The organism is Acrocarpospora sp. B8E8 (genome assembly GCF_039871605.1).
Lineage (GTDB): Bacteria > Actinomycetota > Actinomycetes > Streptosporangiales > Streptosporangiaceae > Acrocarpospora > Acrocarpospora macrocephala.
In genome coordinates this window covers 93,465-111,159 of record NZ_JBDPLV010000019.1, presented here as the reverse complement: position 1 = coordinate 111,159, position 17,695 = coordinate 93,465, and the positions used below count along the sequence as shown (strand labels likewise).

The window sequence follows — 17,695 nt, the reverse complement described above, 5'->3', positions numbered from 1 at the left end:
GTCAGGACTCTCCCGGTGTCCACAAGGGCAGCGTCAGTTCGTCGTCCATCTCGCGGAAGGTGACCCGGACGGGCATGCCGATCTCCACCTCCGCTGGTGCGCAGTCCACGACGTTCCCCACGATCCGTACCCCTTCCGGCAGTTCCACAACAGCGACGACGAAAGGCGTCTCGCGTCCCGGAACCGGCGGGTTGTGGTGCACGACGTAGCTGTAGACCACACCGGTGCCCGCCGCCACCGCGTACGTGCGCTTGGCAGAGCGGCACGACGGGCAGACAGGGCCCGGGGGATGTCGCAGCTCACCGCAGTCGCCGCACTTCTGGATCCGGAGCTCTCCGCTCCTGGCACCTTCCCAGAAGAACTCCGTGTCCCGGTTCACCGCCGGTCGCAGGGGGTACGGCTTCCGCCCCTCGGAGGGGGATCTTTCCTCCCGGGGGCGGAACTTAAGCAACCTGAAGATCATTTCCGCGACCGGTTCGTCCTGCGCGTACCAGGTGACCTGCCAGGTCACGAAATATCCGTCACCGAGCGCAGTCTTCTTCAGGCCGGTCATATCGGTCGTCCGGGTGGCGGAGGTGAGTTCCTCGCCAGGGACGAGCGGGCGGTGGTAGGTGTGCTCGCAGTTGGTGGCCACGACGCCGGTGTATCCGGCCGCGTCGAGGGCGTCGAGCAGGTCGTCGAGAGGGGCGCGGGTCCGTGTCCTGCCGTTCAGGCCGTCCATGCTCCAGACCTGGATCATGGCGGGGGGCGCGATGGCGTCGGGGCCCTGGTAGCGCGGGTTGGTGTCGCCCATCGCCTCGGTCCAGTGCCGGATCATCGTGCGATCCACCGGGCTGGGTGTGGGCAGCCGCGGGCCCTCGCCTTCGGCGATGACCTTCGCGGCCAGGTCGTGGAGGTCGGTCATCGGGGCGGCCTCGGGAGCCCCAGGCCGAGCATGGCGATCAGCTCGCGCTGGACCTCGTTGACGCCGCCGCCGAAGGTGAGGACGAGGCCGCCCTTGACGCCGCGGTCCACCCGCTCGATCAGGTCGCGGGTCTGCTCGTCGGCGGGGTCGCCGAATCTGGCGAGGGTCTCGCCGACGATCCGGCCGACGTCCTGCATGCGCTCCGAGCCGTAGATCTTGGTGGCGGAGGCGTCGGGGGCGCCCAGCCAGCCGAGGTTCATGTTGGCGGCGACCTGCCAGTTGAGCAGCTCATTGGTCCGGAAATATGCGTATATCTGGGCTAGAGCTCGGCGGACGGCCGGGTGTTCGATCAGGCCGGTGTCGCGGGCCCAGCGCTCGAACCTGAGGTAGGTGTGGGCGATGTTGCCCGCCGGGCCCAGCGTCACCCGCTCGTGGTTGAGCTGGTTGACGATCAGATCCCAGCCCTTGTTCTCCTCGCCGACCACCATGCCCGCCGGTATCCGGACATCGGTGTAGTAGGTGGCGTTCGTGTGGTGGCGTCCGTCCATCGTGACGATCGGGGTCCAGGAGTAGCCGGGGTCGTCGGTGGCGGCGATCATCATCGTGATGCCCCGGTGTTTCTTCGCGTCCGGGTCGGTGCGGACGGCCAGCCAGATGTACTGCGCGTAGTGCGCGCCCGAGGTGAAGACCTTCTGGCCGTTGACGACGTAGTCGTCGCCGTCCCGGACCGCAGTGGTGCGCAGCGAGGCCAGGTCGGTGCCCGCGCCCGGTTCGCTGTAGCCGATGGCGAAATGGCACTCCCCGGCGAGGATGCGCGGCAGGAAGAACTCCTTCTGCTCCGCCGTGCCGTACTGCATCAGGGTCGGGCCGACCGTCTGCAGGGTGATGATCGGGTACGGCACCTCGGCGCGGGCGATCTCGTTGGCGAAGATCTGCTGCTCCAGGGGGCCGTAGCCGCGGCCGCCGTACTCGGTGGGCCAGCCCATGCCCAGCATGCCGGCGCTGCCGAGGCGGCGGCAGTGCGCCATGTACGCCTCGCCGAACGGGTCCTCGGCGATCTTCTTGCGCTCCTCGGCGGTGAGACAGGTGGTGAAATATTCGCGTAGTTCATCGCGGAGGGCCTGCTGCTGGGCGTTGAGTTCGATGAACATCAGACCAGAGCTCCGATCAGGTCCAGCTGGGCCTCCGCGCCGCCGAGCAGGTGGGCGGCGTGTTTGCCCCAGGCGAAGTAGCGGTGCAGCGGGTAGGAGACGTCCAGGCCGATGCCGCCGTGCAGGTGCTGGCAGGTGTAGAGGGCGCGGAGCGCGGAGTCGGCGGTGTGCAAGGCAGCGATCGCCAGGTCCTGCTCGGCGGGAAGTCCCTGGGCCAGCCGCCACGCGCCCGACCAGACGGCGACGTCGAGCGCTCGTCCGGCGATGTAGACGTCGGCGATCTGTACCGTTACGGCCTGGAATTCGGCGAGGGCGCGGTCGAACTGGCGGCGGGTCTTGATGTAGTCGGTGGTGAGGGTGAGGGCGCCGGAGAGCACGCCGGAGGCGGTGGCGGTGATCGCGGCGAGGGCGTTGAGCTTGAGCGCCTCGGCCGCGGTGGCGTCGCCGACGGGCTGGCCGGGGGTGTCCTGGAGGGTGATCACCGAGCCGGGTTCGCCGGTGGAGAGGGGGGCGTCGGTGATGGTGACGTCCGCCGGGTCGACGAGATAGAGCTGGGAGTGGGTGCCTGTGTCGGCGGTCAGCAGGATTCCGGCGGACTCAGTGGCGTACGAGACGAGGCTTTTGCGGCCGGTGAGGCGGTTGCCGGTGGCGGTGGTCTTGGGGGGATCCTGGAGGTCGGCGCCGGGTTCCCTGAGGGCGTAGGTCAGGGTGATCTCGCCTTCGGCCAGGGGGGCGAGGGCGTCTTTCTGGGCTTGTGTCCCGTGCTGGGCGATCGTCAGGCCGGCGACCAGGCTGGGAGCGAGCGGCACGGGGGCGACTCTCGCGCCCGCTTCGCGCAGGATCACTGCCAGTTCGACCGGGCCGTATCCGGCGCCGCCCGCTGATTCGGGGAGGCAAATGCCGATAAGTCCTGCTTTGGCGAGCGTTTGCCAGAGGTCCGCGTCGTAGGGCTTGCCGCTCTTGTCGTACGCCTCCAGCCGGGCCGGGGTGGCCTCCCGGGTGAGGAGGTCGGCCGCGAGGGTGCGGATCTCGGTCTGTGTTTCGTCCAGATTGAAGTCCACCGGCGCTCCAGGGTGTGCTCACAGGCGTACTGGATTCAGGCCAACCGAGAGGCAAAGTAGAACAGATTCTATTCTGTGTCCATAGCCGCGCCGGATTCCACGGGCGTTACATGTGGATAAATCGTGAAATACGTGCGTGTTGGTGGTGGCTTGTGACCGGTGAGTAACCAGTCGGGACGGAGGGAAATCAGATAACGTGTTCTTATGCGCTCTACACGGGTGATCACGGACGTGGCCGAGGTGGGCCCCGGCGTTGATCCTGTGCCCAGACAGGCCTCCGCCCCCGGCTCCGCTGCCCATGGTGTCCGTACCCGGAGCCAGCATCAGCGGCGCAGGCGGATCGTGCAGGCGGCCGCGGCGCTGGCGTCCCGTGGCGGGGTCGAGGCGATGCAGATGCGCACGGTGGCCGAACGCGCGGGCGTCGCACTTGGCACGCTCTATCGGTATTTCCCGTCCAAGATGGATCTGGTGGTCGCCGTCGTCGGCGAGGAGCTCGATCTGCTGGAGTCGAGCATCGAGCGGCGGCCTCCGCAGGCGGCGACCCCGGCGGGACGGGCGGTCGACGTGCTGATGCGCGCCACCCGGGGGCTGATGCGGGAGCCCGAACTGGCGGACGCACTGATCCGATCTCTGATCATGGCCGAGGTGGACACCCCGTTCGGCGATCGCATGACCGGGCTGCTGCTGCGGGTCGCGGCCGACGGGCTCACCCCCGAGCTCGCCACCGAGGAGCAGTTCGCGCTGGCCGGGTCGCTGTCCAGCGTCTGGGTGCACGAGCTGCTGGAGATGTTGCGCAGCCGCAGGACGTACGAGCAGATCCAGCGGCGCATCGAGATCGCGGCGGACCGGCTGCTGGCGGGCTTCTAGACTTTCGGTCCAAAGTAGAACGGGTTACATTCCCTCCAGAGTGATGTTCTGGAGGTCTGCATGGGCATGCCGGTGATCGTCGACGCGATCCGGACACCGATCGGCAAACGCAACGGCTGGCTGGCCGGGGTGAAACCGCAGGCCCTGCTCGCGGCGGCGCTCAACGGCCTGATCGAGAGGTCCGGGGTCGATCCGCTGTCGGTGGGGCAGGTGTTCGCCGGGTGCGTGACCCAGGCGGGTGAGCAGGGCGGGCATGTGGGGCGGCATGCGTGGCTTTATGCGGGGTTGCCGTACCAGACCGGGGTGACGACCGTCGACGCGCAGTGTGGCTCGTCGCAGCAGGCCGTGCACCTGGTGGCCGCGCTCATCCAGGCCGGGGTGATCGATGTGGGCATCGCCTGCGGCGTCGAGGTGATGAGCCGCCAGCCCCTCGGCAGCAACGTGCTCCCCGCCAACCCCCGCCCCGACGACTGGCGCGTCGACCTCCCCGACCAGTTCACCGCCGCCGAACGCATCGCCAGACGCCGCGGCATCACCCGCGACCGACTCGACGCCTTCGGCGTCCGCTCCCAGCAGTTGGCCGCCAAGGCCTGGGCCGACGGCCGCTTCGACCGCGAGATCCTCCCGATCACCACCGAGCACGGAACCATCACCAGAGACCAGGGCCTGCGCGAAACCACCGTCGACGGCCTCGCCCGCCTCAAGCCCATCCTCGGCGAGGAGGCCCTGCACACCGCCGGCACCTCCTCCCAGATCTCCGATGGCGCCTCCGCCGTCCTCCTCATGAGCGAGGAAGCCGCCGCCCGCCAGTCGCTGCGCCCCCGGGCCCGCATCCTCGCCCAGGCCCTCGTCGGCTCCGAGCCGTACTACCACCTCGACGGCCCCGTGGACGCCACCGCCAAGGTCCTCGCCCAGACCGGCATGGCCATCCCCGACCTGGACCTCATCGAGATCAACGAGGCCTTCGCCTCGGTCGTCCTCTCCTGGGCCACCGTGCACCGCCCCGACCTCGACCGCGTCAACCCCAACGGCGGCGCCATCGCCCTGGGCCACCCCGTCGGCGCCACCGGCACCCGCCTCATCACCACCGCCCTCCACTCCCTGGAACATTCCGACACCACCACCGCCCTCGTCACCATGTGCGCCGGCGGCGCCCTCTCAACCGCCACCATCCTCGAACGCCTCTGACGCACGAGAATCCATCCGGGCCATGATCGAACGCCACGGCGGCGGGCCGTATCCGGCCGAGGACCTGGCGGCCATCGCCGACGTGAACGTAGTGGAGGTTCGCCGGATACTGGAGCAGATGCCGCCACCCACGCCTACGGCCCGGTCTGTGTGAGCAGGACGATGAGTTGCAGCATGCGGTAGGCGTCCGTCATGGTGTCGTCCTCCAGGCGGGGGTGAGTCCGGGGTATGCGGCCGGAGTCGGGTGCGACGCCCGGGGCGACGCTGGGGTTGGGTGCGACGCCCGGGGCGGGGCAGGGGTTGGGTGCGACGCCCGGGGCGGGGCAGGGGTTGGGTGCGACGCCCGGGGCGGGGCAGGGGTTGGGTGCGACGCCCGGGGCGGGGCAGGGGTTGTGGTGGAGTTTGCGGTTGTTTGCTGCCGGGGCTGCCCGGGTTGTTGCCAGGGGCGGCGGCGGGGGTGGAGTTTGGGGTGGCGGTGGAAGCGCATCACCACGGTGCCGTTGCCCTGGTCGATGATCTCGACGCGGTCGGGGTGGCGGGATTTCCATTTGTTGTCGGGGGTGCAGAGGGGGGCGAGGTTGGCCAGGTCGGTGCGGCCGACCGGGTGCCACGGTTGGATGTGGTCGATTTCGCAGAGGTAGGCGGGGATGTCGCATCCTTGGCGGCTGCAGGTGGTGTATTGGGCGAGGATGGCTTCGCGTTGGTCGGTGGAGGCCAGCCGGCGGGCCCGGCCCAGATCCAGGACGGCGCCGTCGGCGTCGCGCAGGACGCGGCGTAGGTCGGCGGTGTAGGCCATGCGGCGGGCGTCGGCGGCCGGGATCGCGGTGCCGTCCTGCAAGTGGGCGGGGTCCTCGGATTGGCCGGTGAGGGTCTGCTCGGTGACCGCCACGTGCATCACCGTCCGCCGCCCACCCTCGGAGAGGCGGACGGCCAGGGCGTCGGCCATCCGCCGCCCGTGATCACGCGCGTCCTCGGCGCCGTTCTTGACCGCCAGCGGTTCGAGCCAGGTCTGGAACTGCAGCGTCAGTTCCGGGTCCAGCAGGCCGGTGACGCGGCCCATCCCGTCCAGGGTGGCGGCGATGTTGAGATGCTGGCGTTCGGTCTGAGCGGCGGCGCGGGCCAGCCGCCCGCCCGGGTCGATGGTCTCCAGGATCGCCTGACCGGCCTGGGCCACATCCTCCACCGTGGCCGCCGGATCGGTCGCCAAGTCCAGCAGGATCGGCTCGGCCAGCCGGGCATCGGCATCGTCTAGACGCCGGACCGCTGAGGCGATGGCCGCCGCCGCTCCGAACGGCACACTCCCCTCGGCCAGGTGCGCGGCCAGGTCGGGCAGGCGGGACAGTTGCCGGGCCAGGGTGAGGCGTTCCCCGGCCCGGGCGACCCTGGAGCCGGTGGCCGCGGCCAGCCACGCCCCGAGCGAACGCCGCCCGAACAGCTGGTGGCCTTTCCCGGCATCGGCCACCCCCAGCCGGACCGCGATCGCCGCCTCAGCCCGATCGATCACCCGCGACCACGCCACGATCTCGGCCATCGCCGTCTCGGCGTCGGAAGGCACCGGCGACCCGGCGGCGGTGAGCGCCTCGACCCGGCGCAGCAAGTCCCGTATCGCCGCGCCGGCCAAACCCGGATCAGGATGATCAGAACGGCCAGGATGATCAGGGCGGTCAGGGCGGTCAGGGCGGTCAGGGCGGTCAGGGCGGTCAGGGCGGTCAGGGTGATCCCCGCACCCCGCATCACCACCAGCACCAGCACCAGCACCAGCGGCGCTGGAGCGCGTCGTTGCGGGGTGTGGGGTGCCGGAACGCGAGGTGCCGTCGTTCCTGCCGGATCCGCTGCCGGATCCGCGGCCGGAGTCGGCTGCGATGATGTCGGTTCGGGAGGGATCCAACAGCAGGACCGCGCCACGGGAATCGCTGGGAATACGGTCGGTTGCCTGTGCCCTGGGTGTTCGGGGACGTCGCCGGGGAGGTGTTCGCGGGTGCGGGACCGGCACACCGCCGGAGCCGACAATGAGGGAAAGCCCGGCGGCGGGGTCGCGGCCGGGGTCGTGGCCGTCACGGTCGGCGGGAGCGCAGGAGTGCGGAGGTGGGAAGGAAGGGGCCCGGTGGTCGGGCAGCAGCACTGCCCCTGAGGTCATCATCGCGGGCCACCTCCTGTCGTGGATCGATCGGCCGACCTACGACCCAGGATATCGCTCACACGTTCGATTGGCAACTCTGTGTAGTTACTTATATGCGAATTGTCGCGAATGGGAAGGTGTGAGGGCGGCAGCGATGAAGTCAGCGATCTTCCATGGGCGTTCGCTTGGTGTTCCGCAACTCCTTCAACCCATCGTGAATCCATCGTGAGCTGCACGTTCGCCGGTGGGGCCAGGTGGGCGTGCGTGGTCGGTAGCAGCAGCGTGGCGGACGGGATGCCCTGTTCCTGCTTGGCGCCACCGGGTGACATCCACGGCGCGGGTGGGTGGCATGGGCCGCGCGTGCCGGGTACCAGATCTGGATCATAAGTTCACGGGCCGGGCGGGAATTCCTGCCGGGATCGACGCGTGCCCGGTCGACCAGGTGCAACCAGATCGTGCCCAGTGCCCAGGGGATGCGGACCGGTTGGTGCGGGCAGGGTAAGCGGCACCGGAGTCGGCGTGGGGTTGGCGGCGACCGGCGAATCCGCGGCGGGTCGCGACTGGGCGAATGCCGCAGTGGCCATCGGGACGGAAGCGATGGCTGACGCCACGGCGGTACCGAGCAGCGCTCGGCGGGAGTCGTCTTTCGTTCAACATCGCCAAAATGTAAGGTGTCCCTTCCATGAAGTCAAGGTTGCTTGACTTTATGGAAGGGATGCATTACATTCATCGCATGGCAAAGCAGGTACAGCAGGACCAGGTGACACGTGCGGCTCGCCGCGCTGTGCTCATCGACGGCATACCCGTGGTCACTTTGGGCGGGATCGCCCTGGCCCTGGGCAGCAACCCCGATCAGAGCACCGCCCAGAAGGCCTGGTGGATCGCGACCACCACCGTGTTCACCCTCGCGATGGCCTGGGTGCTACTGCGGGCATTCCGGCGCGCGGACGAATACCTGCGCAGGATTCAGTTGGAGAGCATGGCCATCGCGTTCGCCGCAGTCCTCGTAGGGCTGCAAGTGGCTACCCTGCTCGATGCCGCAGGCATCATCCAGCTCCATCAGCTCGCGCAGTTGATCCTCCTCGGTGGCGTGGCAATCTGGCTGCTGATTGCGGACCTGCGTACCCGCTTGCACCGGTGACGGCGCGCCATGAAGAACCGACTGCGCGAACTGCGTGCGGCTCGCCGGTGGAGCCAGGCCGACCTGGCCGACCGGTGCCAAGTCTCCCGGCAGGCCATCAACGCCATCGAAACCGAGCGGTACGACCCCAGCCTGCCCTTGGCGTTCACCATCGCCGACGTCTTCGGCCTGGCCATCGAGGAAATCTTCTGTCCTGACCCGCCGGAACCGACAGGCAACCGGCCTGACAAGTAAAGGCAAGCGCCTGCGCCGGGCAGCCGCCGCAGCGGAGGTGACCGAACGCAAGCTCACCGACGGATGGGCTAACGCACCAGACGTCCGGGTACGGCAGGCCACCCCGGCCGACCTGCCCGCCGTCGCCGAACTCGCCCCGCTGGCCGGGGCAGGACTAGATCCGAGAGGTTTCTTCACCCAGTCTCCGAGGGTACTTCGTCGCCTGCTCCCCTCCTGACCTGCGCATATATGTGAATGCTCCGGCCCGGCGGCCCTTTGTACGCCCTCGGCCGGGTGATGGAACGTCACGGAACCCCGTGGAACGCCTGCAGACGGAACCCGGAGAGACGCTTCGGCCGGGGGTCCGGGAACGGGTGGTCCGGCCGTGGCGACCGTATGAGAGGTGAAGTTCACATGGAAATCGACGTTCGCGCATTGGAGCTCCTGCCCACGGAGGCCCCGGGGCTGCGCCAGTGTCAGGTCATCACCTGTGTTTGGTTCACCATCGTGGTGCATGTCAAGAACACGAACGGTTAAAGGCCGGAGCGAATTCGAGGAGTGGGCCGTCGCAGCCCACTCCGCATTCCTGGTGGGACAAACGCAGGAACGGCCACTCATCGCTGTCCTTCGAACACGTCTGTCCTAAAAGAAAGCCCCTGGCGGTTCCGGCCAGGGGCTCACCGTTTCGATGCTCTGTCAGAAGTCGAATTCTCCGGCCTTCGCGCCGCTCACGAACGCGCTCCACACGCCCGCGGAGACGACGAAAGGCTCCTGCCCCGGAGCTTCGGTGTCACGCATGGCCACCCGACCACCGGACAGAGGAGCGATCTCGATGCAGTTTCCGCCATTGTCCGACGAGAACGACGCCTTACGCCAGGCGGCGTTTGCCAGTTCGTCTCTCAGGTCCATCTGTTCACCATTGTCTCTCTGATCAGCTCGATCGACACATGGGCGGGGAGCGCATAGGCACGCAAGGCTTCATACCTGTCGTTGACGGCTGCCACATCCGCCGCGTTATCGGTGACATATCCTTGTGCGGGCGAATCGACGTACACGGTATCAGGCTGGCTCGGTAGCTGAGCTATCACGAAAGCTCCAGCAAGCCCAGCCGTAGATCCGCTGGCCAGAGGGACTACCTGAATCGTGACGAACGGATGATTCGACATCTCGATCAGATGTTCAAGCTGGCGGCGCATCACCTCCTTGCCCCCGAGCGGACGCCAGAGCACCGTTTCGTCGATGACGGCCCAGAAGATGGGTGGGAGGGAACGATCGAAGATCGTTTGTCGATTCATGCGGGCGACGACGAGTTCCTCGAACTTCTCTCTCGTCAGTCCTGGCCTGCCACTGTAAGTCGTGCGGATGTACTCCTCCGTCTGCAGCAAGCCGGGGATGAGGTTGGGTTCCCAGGTGCGCAGCGTACGAGCCTCGGCCTCGATCTCCAGCCAGGGGCGGAACCAGCGTGGGCTTGATTCCAGGCTGATGCGGGGCCAGAGGCGGAGGAGTTCGCCGTCCAGGCCGGGCACCTCCTCGCAGCGTTCGATGAAGTCGCGCCGGGGAACGCGGTCGCCGCGTTCGATGAAACCGACCAGGGACGCGCTGAAGTTGATCTTTTCGGCTAGTTGTTCTTGGGACCATTTCGCGGCCAGCCGGAATTTTCGCAGTTCGAAGCCGAGGAGGGCGACTGGACCAGCATTTGGGTCCAGCTCTCGGGCGGCGGGCATTCTGCCTCCGTTCTGTGTCTTGGATGCCCGGACGTCGGTCGCACAATGATCGTACAAACCTGTCCGATTTACGTTGTGGCCGATGTTCTTCGCATCAAAGCTGATTAACGGCACGCTAAGCGCAGTTAGTCAAGAGCCACGAAGACACGTCCTACAACTCCTCACCCAAAATCGCACGACTAAAAGGGCGAACCGGAAATAGCAGCACTCGAACCACTCATCACCCACGCAGGACACCGCACGGCCGCCCGGGTGATCGGCCACGATCACGCCCGGCCAAAGCGTCGGCCCGGACTTCCTCCGCCTCGATCGCGTCGTGCCGGACTTCCTCGGCATCGATCGCGTCGGCCCGGACTTCCTCGGCCTCGGCCTCGCCGATGCGATCGAGGCGGGGCCTTCCCGGAATGGGAGTTCGGCGTCCAGTCGGCTCACCGAGACCACACGACCGCAGAACAACCGCGACCGCAGAAACAAGAAGGAGCAGCCACCATGACCATGCTGGACAGGTTCATCCCCGAGGGCACGATTTGGCATGACATCACGCCCCCCTACGTCCGGGACGACGAGTGCATCTACGTGGCGGCGATCCCAGGCGGTATAGCCATCCGCCGTTCCCCCGAACCGACCAGCCCCAAGACCATATTCAGGTTCGCCCCAGACCTATGCCGTCCCATAGGGGTCAAACCAGACCTCGACTCTGACGACCTAGACGAGCACGACCTGGACGACGACTACCTGGACGACCTGGACGATGATGACCTGGACGACCTGGACAAGGTAGACCGCGGATTCATGGATCTCGGGGAGACGCCGAGGACGAGCTGAAAATCAGCGCCCTCGTCGAGACCACCCCAACGCATACGCCGGGTCGCAGCTCTGGGCCAGGTCGTGGAGGATCAGCGAACCGCCCTCCGGATTGACTCCGGCAAGACCGCCGATCAGGAGGAAACGCCCGTTCCTGGAGAAGGTCAGCGCGGCGGCGCCCTGGACCCAAGCAGCGAGGTGAGCCAACCCGCTGGCGCCGAAAGCCTCGGGTTGGGCTCCGGGAACTCGAGGGCCATGATGGGGGAGTCGATTATCTGATCGGTAGACTTGGCGTACCAAGCGCTTGATTCGCTTGCGTAGGGCTTATTCGGGGGGCGGCTCGGCCGTGGACCCTGGGAGTGGATGGCTAGCGTGAGTGAGAGCGGCGTCAGGTCACGGCGGCGGGCGTACATCGAGCAGCGGCCGATGGATGTCGGTGGGGGCGTGTGGAGCGTGCCGGTGCCGATTCCGGGCAATCCGCTCGGATACACGCTGGTGTATGCGGTCGAGTCGCCGGGTGGGCCGGTGTTGATCGACGCGGGATGGAACCATCCGGATGCCTGGCTGGCTCTGACGGAAGGGCTGGCCAGTGTCGGGATGGATGTCGCAGATGTGCGCGGTGTGGTGGTGACGCATTACCACCCGGATCATTCAGGTTTGGCCGGTCAGGTCCGCGAAAGCTCCGGTGCCTGGATCGCGATGCACGAAGCCGATATCGCCTTAGTACGACTGTTCCGGGACGTCGTCAAGGATGGCAACCACAAGAACTTCCAGGCCGACATGCTGCGCCGTGCCGGAGCCGACAGCCACGAGGTGGCCGAGGGCGTCGCGAACCGCCCCGAACCTCCCGCGCTTCCCGACCTGTCGCTGGCCGACGGCGACCTGATCGACCTCCCCGGCCGCCGCCTGCGTACCATCTGGACGCCCGGCCACTCCCCCGGCCACATCTGCCTGCACCTCGAAGACACCGACCGCCTCTTCACCGGCGACCACGTCCTCCCCGACATCACCCCCCATATCGGCATCTACCCCTACGACCGCAACGACGTCGACCCCCTCGGCGACTTCATGACGTCGCTGCTGCGCGTCACCGAACTCGGCCCGATCGAAGCGCTCCCCGCCCACGAGATCCGATTCCCCGACGTCTCCGCCCGGGCCGCCGAGATCCACACCCACCACGAGGAGAAGCTCCAGCGCCTGCAGACCCTCCTGGCTGAAACCCCCGAACCCCTCACGATCTGGGAGGTCGCCGCCCGGATGACCTGGAACCGCCCCTGGGACCAGCTTCCGCCGATGCTGCGCGGCATGGCCGCCGGAGAAGCCGCCGCCCACCTGCGCACCCTCGAAGTCCGCGATGTGATCGAACGCACAGCAGATGAGCCGGTCCGGTTCGTCATACACTCATAGACATCGGATGTCTATGGGTGGGGTGCGTAGCGTGGCGGTTACCGACGCGGCGATCGACAGAATCAAAGATATGATCATCACGGGCGAGCTGGCTCCCGGAGACCGGCTCCCCAAGGAGGCCGACCTGGCCGAGCGGCTGGGCCTGTCCCGCAACTCCCTCCGCGAGGCCGTCCGCGCCCTCGCCCTGATCAACGTCCTGGATGTACGGCAAGGCGACGGCACCTATGTCACCAGCCTGGAACCCCGTCTCCTCCTCGACGCCCTCTCCTTCGTCGTCGACTTCCACCGCGACGACACGGTCCTGCAGTTCTTCCAGGTCCGCCGCATCCTCGAACCCGCCGCCACCGCCATGGCCGCCACCACGATGTCCGACACCGACATCGCGGAACTCCGCAAGATCCTCGACGCCCTCCCCGCCAACCCCAGCATCGAACAGCTGGTCGCCAACGACCTGGAGTTCCACCAGCGCATCGCCGAGGGCTCCGGCAACGCCGTCCTCTGCTCCCTCATCGAGAGCCTCTCCGGCCCCACCACCCGAGCCCGGGTCTGGCGCGGCCTGACCCAGGAGAACGCCCCCAGCAAGACCCTCGACCAGCACTACGCCATCTACGAGGCCATCGCCGCCCGCCAACCGGAGATAGCCCAGGCCTGGGCCACCGTCCACATCGCCGGCGTCGAAGAATGGCTCCGCCAAGCCCTCTGACCGGCTCCCAGCCGACGTTGAGCTTGCCGGGGTAGAAGCTGGGGATATGGACCCCACGAGCAAGGTTCTGATCGTCGACGACGAGCCGAACATCTGCGCGCTGCTCTCGCAGACCCTGCGGCTGACCGGTTTCGAGGTCTGCGCCGCAGGGACGGGCGGGGCGGCCCTGGTCTCGGCCGAGCGGTTCCGGCCCGACCTCATCGTGCTCGACGTCATGCTCCCCGACCTCGACGGGTTCGAGGTGGCGCGGCGGCTGACCGATCGGGTGCCGGTGCTGTTCCTCACCGCCCGCGACACGGTTGAGGACCGGGTCAAGGGGCTGCTGATCGGCGCGGACGACTACGTGACCAAGCCGTTCAGCCTGGAGGAGGTGGTGCTGCGGATCCGCGCGATCCTGCGGCGGGCGCGAGCCGTACCGGCTCGGGAGAATCAGGCGCTGCGCTACGCGGACCTGGAGCTGGATCCGGGCGCGCACGAGGTGCGGCGCGGCGGCGTGCCGGTCGATCTGTCGCCGACCGAGTTCAACCTGCTCGCATACCTGCTGACGAACGCGGGCCAGGTGCTGAGCAAGGCGCAGATCCTGGACAACGTGTGGCACTACGACTTCGACGGCGACGCGAGCATCGTGGAGTCCTACGTCTACTACCTGCGCAAGAAGATCGACCGGTGGGATCCCCCGCTGATCCACACGGTCCGCGGCGTCGGCTACACCCTGCGGCTCCCCCGATGAGAAAGTGGACGTTGCGCACCCGGCTGGTGGTGGCGATCCTCGCGCTGACCGCGGTCGGGCTGCTGCTGGCGAACGTCGTGGGCGCCGCGCTGCTCCGCGGCTACCTGGTGGACCGGCTGGACCAGCAGCTGATCTCGAACGCGACCGCCCTCGCGCGCGTGTCGACGGCGTTCGACTACACCAGCCTCCAACTGCCGACCGAGGTGATCGCCAAGCGGCTGGCCATCGACAATCGTTTCTACGTCTACGCGGCCGACGGTTCCCTGGCGTCCCTGATGAGTCCGGAGCCCGGCGATCCTCAGCTGCCGCCCTTCGCCGAGCTGGTGGCCCGCGGCGGCCAGGAGTTCGACGTTCCCTCGGCCACCGGGCCGTGGCGGGTGGCCGTCCAGGCCGTTCCGAACGGCGGTGTCGCGGTGGTCGCCGGCTCGCTCCGCCCGATCCTGGACACCGAGTCGAAGCTGAACGTCATCCAGGTTCTGGTCACCGCGGCGGTGCTGCTCCTGCTCGGCGCGGCCGCCGCCGCCGTGGTACGGCTCGGCCTGCGCCCGCTCACCCGCATGGAGCACTCGGCGGCGCGGATCGCGGGCGGCGACTTCGCCCACCGGGCGCCCGGGCCCGACCCGCACACCGAGCCGGGCCGCCTCGCCCTGGCGATGAACGTCATGCTCGACCGGGTCGAGCGGGAGATCGCCGCGCGCAGCGCGTCCGAGGTGCGGCTGCGCCAGTTCCTCGCGGACGCCTCGCACGAGCTGCGCACCCCGCTGACCTCGGTCCGCGGCTTCGCCGAGCTGTACCGGCACGGCGGCTCGCCGCCGGGTCCCGAGCTGGACGAGTCGATGCGCCGGATCGAGGAGGAGGCCACCCGGATGGGTGTGCTGGTCCAGGATCTGCTGACGCTGGCCGCGCTGGACCAGGAGCGCCCGCTGGACCGGCGGCCGGTCGACCTGCTAGAGATCGCGGCCGACACGATCAGGGACGCCCGGGTCAGGGTGCCGGCGCGCAAGATCCGGCTCATGCCGTACGGGGAGGGCCCGCTCCGGCCGGTGATCGTGCCCGGCGACGACGCCCGGCTCCGCCAGGTGCTGACCAACCTGGTGGGCAACGCCCTGACCCACACGCCGGCCGAGGCCGAGATCACGGTCCGGGTCGGGGTCTCCCCAGCGCAGGGAGTGGTCGAGGTCGCCGACACCGGCCCCGGGATCCCACCCGAGGACGCGCCGTACGTCTTCGAGCGGCTCTACCGGGCGAGCCGGAGCCGGTCGCGCGCGGACGGCGGCGCCGGGCTCGGCCTGGCGATCGTGGCCGCCATCGTCCGGGCGCACGGCGGCCGGGTGGAGCTCGGCAGCGAACCCGGCGGCGCGACGTTCCGGATCCTGCTGCCCCGTTGAGGTGGCTCCGAGCCCGCTCCGAGGCAGCCGCGCCAGCATCCGGGCATGAGAATTCATCGAACCGGCCTGGCCGTCGGCCTCCTGATCGGCCTGCTCGCCGGATGCGGCCAGTCGCCCGCGAACACCGGCGTCGCGTCCCTCAAGGACGGCGCCACCCCCGGCGCCAGCTCGTCCGCGTCGGCCTCGGCCGATCCTCGCGCGTTCGCGCAGTGCATGCGGGACAACGGCGTGGACATGCCCGATCCCGGCCCGGACGGCACCTTCGACGAGCTGCCCAAGAGCACCGGCAACGTCGAGAAGGCGGTGCAGGCCTGCCGATCGCTCGCGCCCGCGGGCGACATCGACCCGACGGACCCTGAAGTCCAGGAGGCGTTGCGCCAGTTCGCGCAGTGCATGCGCGCGAACGGCGTGGACATGCCCGACCCTGACCCGGCGTCTGGGCGAATCCCCATGGAAGGGCTCAACCGGAACGACCCCAAGGTGCTGAAGGCCTTCGACGCCTGTCGCGACAAGCTCTCCCCCCTGACCGGAGGAAAGTGATGATCGATCAGGAGGTCCCGGTCGAGGCTCCGGCTCGGCACCGGCGGCGCGGGCGGACCGCGCTCGCGGTCGGCGGCACCACCGCGGTGCTCGCCGCCGCCGTCGTGGCCGCCGTCGGGGTCGGCGGCGGGGACGAGCCCGCGCTCACCCGTACGCCCCCGGCCACCGCCAAGGTCGAGCGGACCACGCTCAACGCGACCGAGACCGTCGCCGGATCCCTCGGCTACGGCGACCCCACGACCGTCCGCGCCGCCGGGCAGGGCACGATCACCTGGCTGCCCGAGGAGGGCAAGACGATCAAGCGGGGCCGGGCGGTCTACAGCGTGGACAACGACAAGGTGCCGCTCCTGTACGGCACGCTGCCCCTCTACCGCACGCTGTCCAGCGGCGTGGTGGGCCGCGACGTCGAGGAGCTGGAGAAGAACCTCAAAGCCCTCGGGTATGACGGGTTCACCGTGGACCGGACGTTCACGTCGGCCACGACGGACGCGGTCGAGGCGTGGCAGGACGATCTCGGCGTTCCCGTCACCGGCCGGGTCAGCCCCGGCGACGTCGTGCTCGCGCGGGCCGCCATCCGGGTGGCCGACGTGACGGCCACGGCCGGCTCCCCCGCCGGCGGGCCCGTCCTCGCGTACACGGGGACCCGGCAGCAGGTCGACGTGGACCTGGACGTGGCCGACGCCGACCTGGTGAGGAAGGGCGTCGCGGCCACGGTCGAACTGCCCAGCGGTGCGACCGTCAAGGGGAAGGTGACCAGCGTCGGGAAGGTCGCCACGACGAGCACCGGCCAGAACCCGGTCACCACGATCCGCGTGGTGGTCCAACCGGCCAAGCGGCTGTCCGCGTACGACAAGGCGCCCGTGGACGTGACGATCGTGTCCAGGACCCGGGCGGACGTGCTCGCGGTCCCGGTGAACGCGCTGGTCGCGCTGGCCGAGGGCGGCTATGCCGTACAGGCGGTGGACGGCTCTTACCTGCCGGTCGAGACGGGCCTGTTCGCGGACGGGCAGGTCGAGGTCACCGGGGTCGCCGAGGGCGCCGCCGTGGTGGTGCCGCGATGATCGAGCTGGCGAACGTGAGCAAGCGCTACAACGGCCAGGTGACCGCGCTGCGCGGGGCGTCCCTGACGATCGGGGCGGGCGAGCTGGCCGCGATCGTGGGTCCTTCCGGCTCGGGCAAGTCGACGCTGCTCCACCTCATCGGCACGCTCGACCGCCCGTCCGGCGGGACCGTGCGGATCGCCGGGCACGACGTGGCCGCACTGACCGACCGCGAGCTGTCGGCGCTGCGGGCCCGCGCGATCGGGTTCGTCTTCCAGCAGTTCCACCTGGCGGCGGGTGTGCCGGTGCTGGACAACGTGGCGGACGGGCTGCTGTACGCGGGGGTGCCGCTGGGCGCGCGGCGACGGCGGGCCGAGCTCGCGCTGCGGCGGGTGGGCCTCGGGCACCGCCTCGACCACCGGCCGCACCAGCTGTCCGGCGGCGAGCGGCAGCGGGTGGCGATCGCCCGCGCCGTCGTCGGAAACCCGGCGGTCGTGCTGGCCGACGAGCCCACGGGCAACCTCGACTCCGCCTCAGGAGCCGCGGTGCTGGCCCTGCTCAGGGAGCTCAACGCGGGCGGCACCACGGTCCTGGTCATCACCCACGACCGCGACCTCGCCGCCGCGCTCCCCCGCCAGATCGAGCTCCTGGACGGCCGGGTCGTACGGGACTCCGCGCTGGAGGTGAGCACGTGGTGACCTATCGGCCCGCGCGG

General features: G+C 69.0%; 21 protein-coding genes. 15 read left to right on the top strand and 6 right to left on the bottom strand.

Going from position 1 to position 17,695, the window contains the following annotated elements; genetic code table 11:
• Position 1 precedes the first annotated feature (1 nt).
• Genes ABGB08_RS20425 through ABGB08_RS20415 form a run of 3 tightly spaced genes read right to left on the bottom strand, consistent with a single transcriptional unit; the run spans position 2 to position 3,116 of the window.
• On the bottom strand, positions 2-904 hold the full coding sequence (locus tag ABGB08_RS20425; protein WP_347592536.1) for a bifunctional MaoC family dehydratase N-terminal/OB-fold nucleic acid binding domain-containing protein: 903 nt from the start codon (positions 902-904) through the stop codon (positions 2-4).
• Positions 901-2,055, bottom strand: a complete 1,155-nt coding sequence (locus ABGB08_RS20420) for an acyl-CoA dehydrogenase family protein (RefSeq protein ID WP_347592534.1) — start codon at positions 2,053-2,055, stop codon at positions 901-903. The genes ABGB08_RS20425 and ABGB08_RS20420 overlap by 4 nt, the downstream gene beginning before the upstream one ends.
• Positions 2,055-3,116: an acyl-CoA dehydrogenase family protein gene (locus ABGB08_RS20415; protein ID WP_347592532.1), complete on the bottom strand. Its 1,062-nt coding sequence runs from the start codon at positions 3,114-3,116 to the stop codon at positions 2,055-2,057. The genes ABGB08_RS20420 and ABGB08_RS20415 overlap by 1 nt, the downstream gene beginning before the upstream one ends.
• A gap of 204 nt (positions 3,117-3,320) precedes the next feature.
• Between ABGB08_RS20415 and ABGB08_RS20410 the strand changes: the two genes are divergently transcribed.
• Genes ABGB08_RS20410 through ABGB08_RS20400 form a run of 3 tightly spaced genes read left to right on the top strand, consistent with a single transcriptional unit; the run spans position 3,321 to position 5,325 of the window.
• Positions 3,321-3,983 carry a TetR family transcriptional regulator gene (locus tag ABGB08_RS20410; protein ID WP_347592530.1) on the top strand — a complete coding sequence of 221 codons (663 nt, stop codon included), beginning with the start codon at positions 3,321-3,323 and terminating at the stop codon, positions 3,981-3,983.
• A 60-nt stretch (positions 3,984-4,043) separates the two neighbouring features.
• Positions 4,044-5,171 carry a steroid 3-ketoacyl-CoA thiolase gene (locus ABGB08_RS20405; protein WP_347592528.1) on the top strand — a complete coding sequence of 376 codons (1,128 nt, stop codon included), beginning with the start codon at positions 4,044-4,046 and terminating at the stop codon, positions 5,169-5,171.
• 22 nt (positions 5,172-5,193) lie between these two features.
• Complete coding sequence (locus tag ABGB08_RS20400; protein ID WP_347592526.1) at positions 5,194-5,325, top strand: hypothetical protein; 132 nt, start codon at positions 5,194-5,196, stop codon at positions 5,323-5,325.
• Positions 5,326-5,361: 36 nt separating this feature from the next.
• Here ABGB08_RS20400 and ABGB08_RS20395 read toward each other — a convergent pair whose 3' ends face one another.
• Positions 5,362-6,768, bottom strand: a complete 1,407-nt coding sequence (locus ABGB08_RS20395; protein WP_347592524.1) for a DUF222 domain-containing protein — start codon at positions 6,766-6,768, stop codon at positions 5,362-5,364.
• A gap of 1,255 nt (positions 6,769-8,023) precedes the next feature.
• On the opposite strand from ABGB08_RS20395, the gene ABGB08_RS20390 reads away from it, so the two are divergent.
• Genes ABGB08_RS20390 through ABGB08_RS20380 form a run of 3 tightly spaced genes read left to right on the top strand, consistent with a single transcriptional unit; the run spans position 8,024 to position 8,882 of the window.
• Positions 8,024-8,431 (top strand): hypothetical protein, encoded by a 408-nt coding sequence (locus ABGB08_RS20390; protein ID WP_347592522.1) that lies wholly within the window; start codon positions 8,024-8,026, stop codon positions 8,429-8,431.
• A 9-nt stretch (positions 8,432-8,440) separates the two neighbouring features.
• Positions 8,441-8,665, top strand: coding sequence for a helix-turn-helix transcriptional regulator (locus ABGB08_RS20385; protein WP_347592520.1), 225 nt, complete (start codon positions 8,441-8,443; stop codon positions 8,663-8,665).
• Between the two features lie 37 nt (positions 8,666-8,702).
• Positions 8,703-8,882 carry a hypothetical protein gene (locus ABGB08_RS20380; RefSeq protein WP_347592518.1) on the top strand — a complete coding sequence of 60 codons (180 nt, stop codon included), beginning with the start codon at positions 8,703-8,705 and terminating at the stop codon, positions 8,880-8,882.
• A gap of 458 nt (positions 8,883-9,340) precedes the next feature.
• Here ABGB08_RS20380 and ABGB08_RS20375 read toward each other — a convergent pair whose 3' ends face one another.
• Positions 9,341-9,553, bottom strand: a complete 213-nt coding sequence (locus ABGB08_RS20375; protein ID WP_347592516.1) for a DUF397 domain-containing protein — start codon at positions 9,551-9,553, stop codon at positions 9,341-9,343.
• Complete coding sequence (locus ABGB08_RS20370; RefSeq protein ID WP_347592514.1) at positions 9,544-10,368, bottom strand: helix-turn-helix transcriptional regulator; 825 nt, start codon at positions 10,366-10,368, stop codon at positions 9,544-9,546. The genes ABGB08_RS20375 and ABGB08_RS20370 overlap by 10 nt, the downstream gene beginning before the upstream one ends.
• A gap of 316 nt (positions 10,369-10,684) precedes the next feature.
• Between ABGB08_RS20370 and ABGB08_RS20365 the strand changes: the two genes are divergently transcribed.
• From ABGB08_RS20365 to ABGB08_RS20325, 9 genes are all read left to right on the top strand, one after another.
• Complete coding sequence (locus ABGB08_RS20365) at positions 10,685-10,861, top strand: hypothetical protein (protein ID WP_347592512.1); 177 nt, start codon at positions 10,685-10,687, stop codon at positions 10,859-10,861.
• The gene (locus ABGB08_RS20360) at positions 10,858-11,193 is read left to right on the top strand and encodes a hypothetical protein (RefSeq protein ID WP_347592510.1); all 336 of its coding nucleotides are present in this window, start codon (positions 10,858-10,860) and stop codon (positions 11,191-11,193) included. The genes ABGB08_RS20365 and ABGB08_RS20360 overlap by 4 nt, the downstream gene beginning before the upstream one ends.
• A gap of 351 nt (positions 11,194-11,544) precedes the next feature.
• Positions 11,545-12,579 carry an MBL fold metallo-hydrolase gene (locus tag ABGB08_RS20355; RefSeq protein ID WP_347592508.1) on the top strand — a complete coding sequence of 345 codons (1,035 nt, stop codon included), beginning with the start codon at positions 11,545-11,547 and terminating at the stop codon, positions 12,577-12,579.
• Positions 12,580-12,586: 7 nt separating this feature from the next.
• A complete protein-coding gene (locus tag ABGB08_RS20350; RefSeq protein WP_344446957.1) occupies positions 12,587-13,282 on the top strand; it encodes a FadR/GntR family transcriptional regulator in 696 nt (231 codons plus the stop codon).
• Between the two features lie 46 nt (positions 13,283-13,328).
• On the top strand, positions 13,329-14,012 hold the full coding sequence (locus tag ABGB08_RS20345) for a response regulator transcription factor (protein ID WP_347592506.1): 684 nt from the start codon (positions 13,329-13,331) through the stop codon (positions 14,010-14,012).
• Entirely contained in the window at positions 14,009-15,400 is a 1,392-nt protein-coding gene (locus tag ABGB08_RS20340; protein ID WP_347592504.1) for an ATP-binding protein, read from the top strand. Before ABGB08_RS20345 ends, ABGB08_RS20340 begins: the two co-directional genes overlap by 4 nt.
• A 45-nt stretch (positions 15,401-15,445) precedes the next feature.
• The gene (locus tag ABGB08_RS20335; RefSeq protein WP_347592502.1) at positions 15,446-15,940 is read left to right on the top strand and encodes a hypothetical protein; all 495 of its coding nucleotides are present in this window, start codon (positions 15,446-15,448) and stop codon (positions 15,938-15,940) included.
• Positions 15,940-17,001, top strand: coding sequence for a peptidoglycan-binding domain-containing protein (locus tag ABGB08_RS20330; RefSeq protein ID WP_347592500.1), 1,062 nt, complete (start codon positions 15,940-15,942; stop codon positions 16,999-17,001). The genes ABGB08_RS20335 and ABGB08_RS20330 overlap by 1 nt, the downstream gene beginning before the upstream one ends.
• Positions 16,998-17,678: an ABC transporter ATP-binding protein gene (locus tag ABGB08_RS20325; RefSeq protein ID WP_347592498.1), complete on the top strand. Its 681-nt coding sequence runs from the start codon at positions 16,998-17,000 to the stop codon at positions 17,676-17,678. Before ABGB08_RS20330 ends, ABGB08_RS20325 begins: the two co-directional genes overlap by 4 nt.
• Positions 17,679-17,695: the final 17 nt, after the last annotated feature.

Coding starts and splice junctions, on each gene's coding strand:
- ABGB08_RS20360 (WP_347592510.1), top strand. CDS start 10,858: ATGACCATGCTGGACAGGTTCATCCCCGAGGGCACGATTTGGCATGAC.
- ABGB08_RS20390 (WP_347592522.1), top strand. CDS start 8,024: ATGGCAAAGCAGGTACAGCAGGACCAGGTGACACGTGCGGCTCGCCGC.
- ABGB08_RS20420 (WP_347592534.1), bottom strand. CDS start 2,055: ATGTTCATCGAACTCAACGCCCAGCAGCAGGCCCTCCGCGATGAACTA.
- ABGB08_RS20335 (WP_347592502.1), top strand. CDS start 15,446: ATGAGAATTCATCGAACCGGCCTGGCCGTCGGCCTCCTGATCGGCCTG.
- ABGB08_RS20400 (WP_347592526.1), top strand. CDS start 5,194: ATGATCGAACGCCACGGCGGCGGGCCGTATCCGGCCGAGGACCTGGCG.
- ABGB08_RS20370 (WP_347592514.1), bottom strand. CDS start 10,368: ATGCCCGCCGCCCGAGAGCTGGACCCAAATGCTGGTCCAGTCGCCCTC.
- ABGB08_RS20350 (WP_344446957.1), top strand. CDS start 12,587: ATGTCTATGGGTGGGGTGCGTAGCGTGGCGGTTACCGACGCGGCGATC.
- ABGB08_RS20385 (WP_347592520.1), top strand. CDS start 8,441: ATGAAGAACCGACTGCGCGAACTGCGTGCGGCTCGCCGGTGGAGCCAG.
- ABGB08_RS20425 (WP_347592536.1), bottom strand. CDS start 904: ATGACCGACCTCCACGACCTGGCCGCGAAGGTCATCGCCGAAGGCGAG.
- ABGB08_RS20330 (WP_347592500.1), top strand. CDS start 15,940: ATGATCGATCAGGAGGTCCCGGTCGAGGCTCCGGCTCGGCACCGGCGG.
- ABGB08_RS20410 (WP_347592530.1), top strand. CDS start 3,321: ATGCGCTCTACACGGGTGATCACGGACGTGGCCGAGGTGGGCCCCGGC.
- ABGB08_RS20375 (WP_347592516.1), bottom strand. CDS start 9,553: ATGGACCTGAGAGACGAACTGGCAAACGCCGCCTGGCGTAAGGCGTCG.
- ABGB08_RS20405 (WP_347592528.1), top strand. CDS start 4,044: ATGGGCATGCCGGTGATCGTCGACGCGATCCGGACACCGATCGGCAAA.
- ABGB08_RS20345 (WP_347592506.1), top strand. CDS start 13,329: ATGGACCCCACGAGCAAGGTTCTGATCGTCGACGACGAGCCGAACATC.
- ABGB08_RS20325 (WP_347592498.1), top strand. CDS start 16,998: ATGATCGAGCTGGCGAACGTGAGCAAGCGCTACAACGGCCAGGTGACC.
- ABGB08_RS20340 (WP_347592504.1), top strand. CDS start 14,009: ATGAGAAAGTGGACGTTGCGCACCCGGCTGGTGGTGGCGATCCTCGCG.